This is a genomic window from Dickeya chrysanthemi NCPPB 402, assembly GCF_000406105.1.
In the GTDB taxonomy this organism is placed as follows: Bacteria; Pseudomonadota; Gammaproteobacteria; order Enterobacterales; family Enterobacteriaceae; genus Dickeya; species Dickeya chrysanthemi.
On sequence record NZ_AOOA01000072.1, the window covers coordinates 1 to 850 of the forward strand.

Below are 850 nucleotides of genomic sequence, written 5' to 3' on the forward strand. Positions count from 1 at the left end.
TAATCATCAGGAAACGTTTGTAATCGTGCACTTTCACGAACAGATAACGTTCTTGGGATATATGGATGTAAGTGAGACCTTCCTCCACCTTTAGTGCCACCAGCAATAATAGTTTTAGATGGTTTGCTTGGATCTAACCTATCTACACGTCCCTTTTTATCACGTTGCCCATAAGCTAATTCCATATAGCGTAAAATCGATTCAGCCGAATGTTCTCTTGTAATATGGTTATGTTGGTTAATAATTGGAATTTCAAATGTATTACCACATGCCAATGGGGTATTGGTTGGTTGTAGCGGACTAAATTTTTTATCTCCTAAATAACCAATTATAAATAGCCTAATTCTCTGTTGAGGTACATGAAAATATTCAGAATTAATTATTTGAGGTTTATAGAGTGAGTAGCCTTGCTGCTGTAAATCACAATATACACTAGCTAACTGTTTACCATTATCTATATCCATCAATCCAGAGACATTTTCAATAAGAAATACTTTAGGACGAAAAATCTTAATCAATTCAACGTAATTAAATAATAGATTACCATTTTGCTTATGCTCAAAGCCGACACGTTTAAAATTTTTATCAGTTTTTGAGAATCTCTGGTTTGAGGCTATGGAGAAAGGCTGACAGGGAGGACCTCCAATAAATACACCATCAAAACTTAAAGACCCAATATTATTTCTGATTAGTTCAACCATTTCTTCTGTTTCAGAAACATCAGCATTAAACACAGACCAATTAGGGCGATTAAGACGCAATGTATCACAAAATAAAGGTATTTTTTCAATCAGCATAGAATGTTGAAAGCCTGCTGCTTCAAACCCTAAGTCTAATCCACCGGCTCCTG

The 850-nt window shown here is 35.1% G+C and carries 1 protein-coding gene; it reads right to left on the reverse strand.

Annotated elements, in window-relative coordinates:
* Positions 1–850 (reverse strand): DNA cytosine methyltransferase (locus DCH402_RS20865; RefSeq protein ID WP_071604643.1); only part of this gene is annotated, 850 nt, incomplete at both ends.